The organism is Streptomyces sp. Isolate_45 (genome assembly GCF_024721315.2).
Classification (GTDB): Bacteria; Actinomycetota; Actinomycetes; order Streptomycetales; family Streptomycetaceae; genus Streptomyces.
Map to the genome: position 1 here is coordinate 1 of NZ_JANFAK020000230.1, position 10,338 is coordinate 10,338.

Annotated in this window: 10 protein-coding genes and 1 pseudogene; 7 read left to right on the forward strand and 4 right to left on the reverse strand. The window is 69.5% G+C overall.

Translation table 11 applies throughout. The features are described from left to right. Positions 1-666: 666 nt before the first annotated feature. From NOD94_RS37890 to NOD94_RS37900, 3 genes are all read left to right on the forward strand, one after another. Complete coding sequence (locus NOD94_RS37890) at positions 667-1,023, forward strand: hypothetical protein (protein ID WP_281210790.1); 357 nt, start codon at positions 667-669, stop codon at positions 1,021-1,023. A gap of 196 nt (positions 1,024-1,219) precedes the next feature. Further along, positions 1,220-2,335 (forward strand): hypothetical protein, encoded by a 1,116-nt coding sequence (locus NOD94_RS37895; RefSeq protein ID WP_281210791.1) that lies wholly within the window; start codon positions 1,220-1,222, stop codon positions 2,333-2,335. Continuing rightward, on the forward strand, positions 2,332-3,690 hold the full coding sequence (locus NOD94_RS37900; protein ID WP_281210792.1) for an MFS transporter: 1,359 nt from the start codon (positions 2,332-2,334) through the stop codon (positions 3,688-3,690). Before NOD94_RS37895 ends, NOD94_RS37900 begins: the two co-directional genes overlap by 4 nt. A 555-nt stretch (positions 3,691-4,245) precedes the next feature. Here NOD94_RS37900 and NOD94_RS37905 read toward each other — a convergent pair. The 4 genes and pseudogenes from NOD94_RS37905 to NOD94_RS37920 all read right to left on the reverse strand — a co-directional run bounded on the left by NOD94_RS37905 (position 4,246) and on the right by NOD94_RS37920 (position 6,506). Then, complete coding sequence (locus NOD94_RS37905; protein WP_281210799.1) at positions 4,246-4,575, reverse strand: DUF6434 domain-containing protein; 330 nt, start codon at positions 4,573-4,575, stop codon at positions 4,246-4,248. A 66-nt stretch (positions 4,576-4,641) separates the two neighbouring features. Then, positions 4,642-4,914: pseudogene (locus tag NOD94_RS41510) on the reverse strand (SAP domain-containing protein); the annotation flags it as partial. Positions 4,915-5,113: 199 nt separating this feature from the next. Beyond that, a complete protein-coding gene (locus NOD94_RS37915; protein ID WP_348652375.1) occupies positions 5,114-5,704 on the reverse strand; it encodes a DUF6233 domain-containing protein in 591 nt (196 codons plus the stop codon). A gap of 145 nt (positions 5,705-5,849) precedes the next feature. Beyond that, positions 5,850-6,506 carry a TetR/AcrR family transcriptional regulator gene (locus NOD94_RS37920; protein WP_281210794.1) on the reverse strand — a complete coding sequence of 219 codons (657 nt, stop codon included), beginning with the start codon at positions 6,504-6,506 and terminating at the stop codon, positions 5,850-5,852. Between the two features lie 142 nt (positions 6,507-6,648). On the opposite strand from NOD94_RS37920, the gene NOD94_RS37925 reads away from it, so the two are divergent. The 4 genes from NOD94_RS37925 (at position 6,649) to NOD94_RS37940 (ending at position 9,665) form a co-directional block, all read left to right on the forward strand. After that, positions 6,649-7,599, forward strand: coding sequence for an alpha/beta hydrolase (locus tag NOD94_RS37925; RefSeq protein ID WP_281210795.1), 951 nt, complete (start codon positions 6,649-6,651; stop codon positions 7,597-7,599). Positions 7,600-7,838: 239 nt separating this feature from the next. Then, a complete protein-coding gene (locus NOD94_RS37930) occupies positions 7,839-8,150 on the forward strand; it encodes a hypothetical protein (RefSeq protein WP_281210796.1) in 312 nt (103 codons plus the stop codon). Beyond that, on the forward strand, positions 8,132-9,106 hold the full coding sequence (locus NOD94_RS37935; protein WP_281210797.1) for an ATP-dependent DNA ligase: 975 nt from the start codon (positions 8,132-8,134) through the stop codon (positions 9,104-9,106). Before NOD94_RS37930 ends, NOD94_RS37935 begins: the two co-directional genes overlap by 19 nt. Before the next feature lie 190 nt (positions 9,107-9,296). After that, positions 9,297-9,665: a hypothetical protein gene (locus NOD94_RS37940; RefSeq protein ID WP_281210798.1), complete on the forward strand. Its 369-nt coding sequence runs from the start codon at positions 9,297-9,299 to the stop codon at positions 9,663-9,665. The last annotated feature ends 673 nt before the right edge of the window (positions 9,666-10,338 follow it).

Sequence of the window (10,338 nt, forward strand, 5' to 3'; positions counted from 1 at the left end):
AACGCCGCGAACTGCGCCGGGTCCTTGATCATCTGCTGGGCGATCGCCTTGGCGCTCGTGGGGGCCGCCTGGGCGGGGACCGTGGCGAGCATCGAGCCGGCGACACCGAGGGCGACGACGGTACCCGCGAGGGCCTTCTTCGAGGCGGCGATGCGGCGGATGACGGTGTTCGACACGGAGGAACCTTCCACAGGGGACGAGGGCGGTCGCTGCACGTCGAGGACGTGCGTGAGCCACTCAGGCGGTGCGGAGGGCTTCGTCAGCGGCGGGTGAGACACCCGGGCCGCTCGGCGACTCATCCAGTTCTACCGACGCCCCACCCGCCTGGCAACGAACCCGATTACTACCCGTCCTCGCAGCCAGGGACCCACGACCCCACGGCAGGCCCCCGGCCCTCCGAACGCCGGGTGGCCCGCAGGGACCACCGCTCCGCCCCTCGGGGCCTACTACCCCGGCTCGTATGTGACGTGGGTCCTATGGCCCGGCTCACCCCGAGCCGGGCCGAAAATAACCAAAAGTCACCATTCGCACACCTCCGGAGCGCGAGCCCGGTCATCCGCAGTGCCGACGGGAGAGGGTATTCAAGTCTTTGATGCACTCTTCTGGCATCTGTTCCTCATGCCTTTGATGTAACGAATCTGATCACGACGAGAGGAACAGAAGAACATGCGAAAGATTGCCTGTGCGGTCGCCGGAGCCGCACTGACCGGCGCCGCGCTCCTCGGCGCGGCACCCGCCGGTGCCGCCCCGCAGGGGGAGCAGGTCGCGACAACGGTAGGGGCACCTGCGCCGAGCTGCGTCCAGTCGTTCTACGCGGCCACCACCTTCTTCGGAGTCCTCCACACCGAGATGACCAACACCTGTACGGACGTTCAGCGCGTCAGGTCGTCCTTTGCCCCGGCGTTCACGCCGGACCCCACCTGCTACGAACTCAGCCCCGGCCAGCAGGCCGTGTACAACAAGCAGGTCTTCCCGTATTCCACGGCCGCCAACTACAAGTTCCTCGGTCTCGTCACCTGCTGACGTCCACCCCTCGGTTCCCCTCCGCACCGTCGGAGGGGAACCCCCGTAATCCTCGTGACCGGAGCAACCGGGAACATAGGCGGCACCCTGCTGAAGGAGCTGCACGAGCACGCGGCCGCCCCCGTTCGCCGCGACCGCGCTGCCCCGACGCCATCGCGGCACGTCCATGTCCGCCTTCCCCAAGCCTCACCTGATCATGACCAGGACCCGCACGATGGGTGCGGACTCCGGCCTCCCGGGAGCGCGGCACATCCGGTCCTCCCGCAACGACCGGCCGTACCACTACATGGTGCACAGCCCGCACTTCGCGTACGAGGAGTACGCGGTGCACCTCGGCCAGTACGACCGGCTCTCCTTCTACGGCCCGGCCGGCGCCGGACCCATCACCGTCCACATGTACGACTGCCGGGCGGACTCACCCGAATACGACCGGAAGCTGGAGATCGATGTCCCGGCCGACGGATCCTGTGTACTGGCCATCCCGCCGGGCTACGCGCATTGGTTCGAGCAACTCGGCACCGTGACCACCCGCAACGACTATTCCCTCCACGCGCCGCAGGACCCCGCCTCGAAGTGGTCCCCGCTCGACGACAACGCCACCTACTCCGTCGCCGACATGGACCACGCGTGCCCCCGGACCGTCGCCAACACCGTCGAGCTCCCGACGGCCGCCCAGTTCCTGATCTCCAAGGTGGTCTCCCGCAGCTGGCTCGGCGGCGCGACCGAACAGGGCGTCGTCGCCTCCGCCGAGATCGGCGGCGAGCTCCACCGCTACTTCATCGACCGGGACCTCGCCGGGCAACAGCCCGTTCTGCCCGCGTCGGAACTCGCCACCGTCACCGCCGGGGTCGGCTCCTACCAGTCGATCCGCGATGACTCGTACGGCATCGGCTCCAACGTCGAGAACGGGATGGCCGACACCATGGTTTACGACGTTCCGGCATTCTGGCCGCAATATTTCAGCTCACCTCCCCATCTCACTCTGAAGCTGTCCCCATTGCTGTACGACAATCCCGAGATGGACCTCCAACTCGTCGACCGCCGCGCGGACTCACCCACCTTCGGAGCCTGCCAGACCCTTCCCTTCCCGCAGGACCCGCGGGCGGTCCTGACCATCGAACCGGGTGTGCTCATGCGGGCCCGGGGCAGGGGGACGCTCCACTACCGGGTGGAGTACGAGGTCCACGACTCCCAGGGCGCACGCCTGCCCGAGCTCTTCGTCCCGGTCCATGCCGACGTACTGCTGCCGACCTTCGACGCGCCGGGCACCGCCCTCGCGGGCAACGTCGTCCGAGAGCTGGCCTACCAGTGACCGCGACCGAGCAGGAGCCGAAGACCAGCCGCACCGTGCTCCCCACCGCGTCACGCCGGCTGACGCTGCTGCTCGTGGTCTTCTCGGTGCTCGTCATGTCCCGTTCCATGAGCGAGGGCATCTACGACATCGCGTTCGCCAACCTGGCCCTCGACCTCTCCGGCCTGGTCAGCACGGTCGGCCTGGTCTACTGCGTGGGCTACGGAGTGGAGGTCGTCGCCTCGATCGCGGCCGGCCCCCTCCTGGACCGGGGCAACCCGAAGACCGTCCTGGTCGTGGCCTACCTCGTCAAGATCGGCGTGTTCGTCCTCATCGGCATCGGCTCCACGTTCCTCTCCTCCCACCTGTGGGCGATCGTCGTGGCGGCGGCGACGGTGGACCTCGTCCACCACATCGGGGAAATGGCCCTGTTCGTGCTCCTGCCGCGCATCCTCGACGCCAAGACCCTCGTCCGGGTCCAGGGCATCGGCGGAACCATCCGCTCGGCGAGCGAACTGCTCTCCCCGGTCGTGGCGGGTCTGGTCATCGCCCTGCTCCCCGGCTCCCAAGCCCTCCTCGTCGCCGCCGGCCTCCAGGTCCTCGCCCTGGCCGTCTTCGCCGGCTTCATCGCCGTAGTGGCCCGGCAACCGGGGGCCGCACACCCGAAGCCCGTCCACACACCGGTGTCCGACGCCGCCACCGGCGTGAAGACCGCAGGCGCCGCGCCCGAGGAGCAAACCGCCCCCGCCCCCCTCCCGTCCCGCCGCGTGGTGGCACGGACCCTTGCCACCAGCCCGGCCTGGCGCCGCTTCCTCACCTTCCACGCCCTGACCGTGCTCGCCCTCTCGACGGTCATCCTGTCCCTGCTGTCCCTCATGAGGGAGACCTTCGACATGTCGCCGGCCCGCGCCGGCTCCTTCCTGGCGTTCTCCACCATCGGAGCCATCATCGGTGGCCTCGTCGTAGCGAAAGCCGGCCCGGAGGGCATCTACTCAAGCCTCCGCTGGGCCACCGCCCTCGCCGGCGCGGGCACCCTGACGGCAGCACTGTTCGGCGGGACGCAGTGGATCCTCGCGGGCGCGCTCATCCTCTTCGGTCTCGGCTTCACCGTGTACCTCAGGTCCGCCGGACTCCTCGTCCAGCTGCGCGCCCCCGCAGCCCTCCTCGGTACCTGGCACGGACTCCTCGACGCCGTCATCCGCGTCGTCAGCGCCGGGGCGATCCTCGCCACCGGCTTCCTCTTCGACCGCTTCGGAGGCAGGCCCGTCTACCTCGCCTTCGGCACCCTCCTGCTGCTCACCGCCGCCCTCTGGTCCACCTTCGGAACCCAGGACCAGCGGAACCTCGGTTCCACCCCACTGCACCCCGCCCCATAAGGACCTACGCCGCTCAGCCGCTTCGTCGGCCGCTGTCGAGCACCGCGCCGAGGACACCGACGGCGTCCCGGTCCTGGCACCCACGCAGGGACCGGGCAGCTGCACGGCAACCAACATCCGACAGCCACGGGCAGGGGCCCGGAACCATCGAATGCAACCGCGGGCCCCCGCCCCAACGGTCTCGGCCCTCCCGATCCTCCTCGCTCAGCTCGCTGCCAGTGGAGAGGACCTGCCACACGTGCAGAGGGCGGCCTCGACCGGAACCTCCCCCGCGCCTCCGGACCGGGGCCTCGGCGACCGAGTCCTCAAGTACTGGTCGCCGCCCATGAGCGAAAAGGACCGGGCCAAACCGAAATCCACCGGTTCACCCCACCGGAGAACCCGATCCGGCGAGCGCTCCGCGAACGGTCACTGTGGGCGGGCACGTCCGGTGGAGGCTGTCGCGGGCCATGCCCGGAGCGGCGGTGGAGGAGGCCAAGGCCGCCGGTTGGGCTTGGAATGCGGCTCCGGCGGCCTTCTCGAACCGGCTGCTCTCCTTGCACCGCTGTGGGCCGGTCACCCTGCGGCCGGATGACGAGGGCGGTCGCGGTGAGCGCGCCAGGCGGCGAGCGCTTCGGTACGGCTGCCCGCCGGGTGCTCGGCATGCCAGTCACGCAGGAAGCGGTTGAGCTCGAACTGCGAGCCGATCTCCTGCGCCTGGGCAGCGGTCCGACGCGTGGCATGCCAGTGGGCGATGGCCTCGTCCAAGGTGCGACCTGCGCCTTCGGCGACGAACGTTCGCATGGAAGCATCGAAGTGGAAGCTCGGGCCGATCTCGCGGCGGAAGAACTCCCGCAGCACCTGACTGCACCGCTGGCCCTCGGGAATCTCGGTGTAGCCGTCCACCGGCGCGGCGAGTTGCCGGCCCGCCCCGCGCGTCCGGGACGGCGCTGCCGGCGGAGCGACGCCGTCCAATACGGCCCGTACTCGCTCCGTCAATGCCGCCTTCCCACCTCCCCGCGGCACCCCGAGCTCCCGTGCGAGCACGGTCAATTCGGCCAGCGTCCAGTACCACCGGGCCAACTCGTCCCCGCTCAACGCAGCACTCAGCTCCGGTCGCGCCTCAGCGCCCGTATACGAACTCATATCCCCAACCTTGCACGTGCTGGTAGGAGCCCACCCACTACACGCGGAAGACGTTCCTGCCGGGACCCGCAACGGCGCGCGACAGAAGCAAGAGGACATGAACCACTGTTCCTCGGTGCCCTTGTCGGGTACGCCCTCCACAGCGCGGATGCGGCTGATGTTCCCGCCGTTCTCACATCGGCTGATCGAACCCTACGTGCTCCCGTTCCCCCGGTAGCAGGCGGCTTCCCACGCCGACGCACACACAGCCGATTCGTCGCCGTCTTCGCCCCCTTCCCTCCGGAGGGCGACCTCCACGTCATGATCCACCGCCATGCCGGTTCCCGAGCCGGAGGTTGCGGTGAGAGCAGCAGCCGCGACAACGGACCACATGGCTCGGCGCCGGCCCGGAGGTGTGGAAGCCGCTGACGTGATGGTGGTGGGCACCGGTGCAGTGTGGGAGGAGCAGGTGCCCACCGGGTTGCGGCCGGGGCCGCTCACCGGGCCGGCCGCCCTTTTCAGGGTAGGTCGCGGTGGCAGTTGAGGATGCCGAGCGCGGGGTGTGTGGGCGGCAGCGCGGGCACGCGGGGATTCCCTCGGCGAGGGCCTCCCGGGCGGCGTCGGTCGTGGCGGCCTCGCAGCGGGTGCGGGTGTCCCAGCAATCGCCGGTACAAGCCCGGTGACACCTGGGTGGTGGTGTTCGAGAACCCGAGCAGCGTGGAGGCGGAGGCCGGAGCCTTTGCGTACTGCACGCCCTGACGTACTGCACGCCCGGACGGCTCAGGAGCCGGTGGCCGCCCAGGGGTGGTTGGTGATCTCGTCCAAGTCGGCACGGCCCGCGTGCGAGCCGTGCCGCCACGGGGTGACATACCCACCAACTGGGGCCCAGTTGCTCAAACTTCGGTGTCACGGGACAGGGGCGCCCGACCGGTGCGCCCTACGGCCGCGCCCACCGAGCCGGCTACTCGGCGCGGGGCGAGACTTGCCCTGAGGGTGTCGAGCGTGAGGGCGGGCCGAAGGTGGTGTTGCGGCCGCCAGTGGCCTATGAACAGAAGTTATGGACAGGTATGGGCGTCTGTCCATTGTCCGGCGTCCGGGGTGGTGTGACCGCTGGCGGTGAAGATGCGGTCGAGGTGGTGGTGGAGTACGGCGATGGCCGACTCGGGTTTCCGTTGGCCGACGAGGATGCTGGTGCCCATGGTCGCTGTCATGGCGAGCAGGCTGATGGCCTCGGTGCGTGCGTCGGCGCCGGGATCGGCCAGGCCTGCCGCCTGGGCTCCTTCGATCAGGCCGGTGAGGGCGTTCTCGGCCGCCTCGGGGTTGTCGATGAAGGGCTGGGCGGCGAGTGCTCCGTCGGTGACGGACAGGATCGAGTAGGAGCTGTAGAGGAGGTGGAAGGTCCGGCTCTCCTGGTCGGTCGGCAGGGATGCCAGCAGCAGCGCCTCGATCGTCACGCGCGGGCCCGGGGCCGGGCCGGCGGCGGCCAGTCGGGCGCCCACGCGGGCGGTGAAGCGGTCGGTCAGGTGCTGGAGTCCGTAGAAGAGCAGCTTCTCCTTGGTCTCGAAGTAGTACTGCACGAGCCGGAGGGATACGCCGGCCTCGGCGGCCACGTCGCGCATGCCGACGGCGTGCAGCCCTCGCCGCCCCGCGACTTGGATGAGCGCTTCGGCGATCTGTGTGCGCCGTTCTTCGTGGTCCACGCGCTTTGGCATCAGTGCTGTCTCCGGCCGTGGGGGTGGGGTGGGTGGTTCAGGGGCTGGCAGTCCGGCTCGGTCCGAACATTTTCATGGTACCGCCGTATCAGCAATATGGTACGTTCGTATCACGAAGAACGGATCTTCCCGGAGGTGCCCAGTGCCCGAAACCACGACTCGCGCGCGCCGTGACGTCGGCCGCTACGTCAACGACAAGCTCCGCGATCGCTACTTCGCCGCGGGCGATGTGCTCTACGCGATGGGAGCACCCGTGCGCTCCGAGACCGACGTGGAGACGAGCTTCGGCACCACCCACGTCTATCGCTACGGCCCCACCGACCCCGCGGCCGAGTCGCGGACGCCGATCGTCCTGATTCATGGCGCCGGCTACAGCTCCGCCATGTGGTACCCCAACACCCCGGGGCTCAGCCTCGACCGCCCGGTCTACGCCCTGGACACGCCCGGCGACGCCAACCGCAGCGTCCACCGCGAACCCATGTGGCAGCCCGAGCGCGCCGCGCAGTGGATGGACGAAGCCCTCGATGCGCTAGACCTTGACAAGGTCCACCTCGTCGGCTCCTCCTACGGCGGTTGGCTCGTCCTCAACCAGGCCCACCGCCGGCACCAACGACTCGCCTCCGTCACCGCCCTCGACCCCGGCGGCCTGGAGAAGGTCGGCCTGCGCTTCTTCGCCTGGGTCTTCATCAGCCTGTTCGCCACCTTCGCCCCCAAGGCTTTGCGCCCCCAACTCGCCAAGTGGCTGGACCAGCCGGTCATCGCCGTCCCCGAGATGCGCAAATGGATCCAGCTCGGCGCCCGCGCCTACCGAATCCGCCGCCCCGCCCCCCTGCCGCTCGCCGAGGACGCGCTGCGGTCCATCCGGACCCCGCTCTACCTCATCATGGGCAAGCACAGCCTGCTCGTGCACCCGAAGCGGCAACTGGAGCGCGTCCCGCGCCTGATACCCGGGGCCCGCGCCGAGATCATCACCGCGACCGGGCACGGCCCGCAGATCGACCACCCGGACGTGGTCAACGCCCGAATGCTGTCCTTCATGCAGGACGTCGACTCCCTCGACCCGGCGGGGAACCAGGGCGCCACGTCCGCATAGACGGGCCGCCGAGGCCCTCGTGGACCGTCCAACAACGCATAACGGAAATTCGACGGGCACCGGATGCTGGTGTTCACCCCGGACGGCCCTGGGGGTCGGGTGCTGTGCCAGAGCCGCCGCGGCTCCCTGCTCCAGGACGCGCTCCCCGATCTCGTCGCGGCGGCCGAACAGCTCCAGCACGGCCTGGTCCTCGACGGCGAAGTGGTCCCGAGCCGGGACGACACCCCTAGGAGAAGTGCATGGACGCGAAGACGAAGTCCTTCATCGGCAGCGCCTTCGGCCCCGACTACATGAATGAGCCGGAAGACCTCAAGAAGGGGATCCAGGGGAGTCTCGCCAACCCTGGCCCCTTCTCGAAGACCGTCGCGGAGCAGCGTGACGGATTCGCCGAGGTGATTCGCACGCGGGAGATGTCGCTCGTCGAGTGGGAGGACATCACGCAGGGGAATCTCGATTTCTCCAGCGAGGACGACCTGTACGCGTTTCTCGAGAAGGCGTACGACTATTTCTTCGGCGACAGCACCGAGTTCCCGTGTCCGCCCCAGGACTGAATCCGCGGGCCGGGACGGCGCCCCGGTTCAAGCCGGCCGGGTCCTGTCACGCGCGGGATCCAACCGCCCCGACCTGTCGGTGCCAGCCTGGCGCGCGTGGGGTTTCGGGCCCGGGTCCGTCGAGGGGTGAAAGGGAGGGGGGATGGTGCTGCGGCGCCCGGTCGTGCCGATGCTGGCGCCAGCCGCCGAGACGATCCCGACCTCGCCCCGATGGTCACCGGACGCTCGTGTTCACCCCGGACGGCCCCGGGGGCCGGGTGCTGCTCCAGACCCGCCGCGGCGTCCTGGTCCAGGACGCGTTCCCCGACTTGGTGGCGGCCGCCTCACGGCTGCCCGACGGCCTGGTCCTGGATGGCGAGGTTCTCGCGTGGGACGTCGAGGCCGAAGCGCTGTCGTTCGAGGGGTTGCAGCGTCGGGCCGCCGCTCGCGCCCGTACCGCCCCCGCGCTCGTGGCCCGATTGCCCGCCCTCTACGTGGCCTTCGACGTCCTTCAGCAGGGCGGCGTCAAGCTGCTCACGCTTTCGTACCGGGAGAGACGGCGTCGCCTTGAGGTGCTGTTCGCCGCCCGCGCCCTTACCTCCCCGTGGACGCTCTGCCCGATGACCACCGACCACGCCACCGCGACGCAGTGGCTGGAAACCTGGACCGAGGTGATAGGCATCGAGGGTGTCCTGGCCAAGCCCATGGGCGCGCGCTATCTCCAGGGCCACCGCGGCTGGACCAAGATCAAAAGACGCGACACCACCGAAGCCGTCATCGGCGCGATCACCGGCACCCTCACCCGTCCGCGACTCCTCGTTTTGGGCCGCCACGACCACGACGGCCGGCTGCGCGCGGTCGGGCGAACGGTGACCCTGCGCCCGGAACAGGCCCGCGAGGTCGCCGAGCACCTGGCCCCGGCCGTGTCGGGGCATCCGTGGGAGGGGGTCCGGTTCGTCGCCGCGTGGGGGTGTTAGACGACTCTCGGCGTGTTCATGAAGCGGGGTGATGGCGACATTCCCGTAGCACACGGGATGTAGCTGTGTCCGGGACCGGGCTGTCTCGTCGTGCACGACGACACGGTGAACACGAACTTTCCATGGGGCCGTCGTTCGTTCAGAAGGCCTCGACGTGGGGCCGTGCCGACGGGGTCGGTACTCTACGGACGTGGATCACCCCGCCCGGCAGTACTACAACCCGCAACTCACAGCGGACGAAGAGCGCGTCCTGCTGCGGAGGAACTACCTGCTCAATCAAACAGGTCAAGCGGCGCTGGGACTCATCGGGCCACACCTTCGCGGTATCGCGGTAGAGCCTCGACCGGACGCGATCGTCGTCCATTTCGCCGTCACCGCACGCACTGCTGAGGTGGAAGAAGACCTCGACGACATCATCTTCGAGCTCGAGGTGTTCCTCGGCGGCGGACCCGAGCAACGTTCGGAGATCACAGCCGAGGTTCATGTTGGTCGGACAGACGCTACGTGGCCCGGGCGTCGGCACGCTCTGCTCTACGTCGCGAAGCCGGAAGCCGGGTGACCGAGGCCCAGGGGTTCTGACGATTCCTCGTCCAGGGCCAACGGCGCCTTGAGCGACATGATCCTTTGGCATTTGGGCAGGCTGGCGGTACTTCGTCCGTGCTCGGAGCCGAGCACAGCTTTGCCGCGGAGGCTGTCGGTGCTGATCGTGGACGCGGACGCGCTGCTGGTAGAGCGACAGCTGCGAGCCGGCCAGCTGGAATGCCCGCTGTGTTCCTCGGTCCTGGCACCGTGGGGGCAGGGGCGGCCCCGGGAGATCCGGGGTGACCTGGGGGCTCGTCTGTTTCTGCGGCCACGCCGTACGCGCTGCTCAGGCTGCAAGGTCACGCACGTGCTGCTGGCGGAGGCATTGTGGCCGCGGCGGGCGGATGCGGCCGAGGTCATCGGGGCGGGGCTGGAGATAGCCGCTCTAGGGATGGGGCACCGCCAGGTCGCCGCCCATCTGGGCCTGGCCGAGGGAACGGTCCGCGGCTGGCTGCGGGCGTTCGCCAGGCGAGCCGAGCACGTGCGCCGGCACTTCACCATCGCTCTGGTCGCGATCGCGGACGACCCGGTGATGCCGGATGCGGCGCCGTCGACGTTCGCCGACGCCGTCTCTGCGGTCGCGGGGGGGGGGGGGGGGGGGGGGGGGGGGGGGGGGGGGGGGGGGGGGGGGGGGGGGGGGGGGGGGGGGG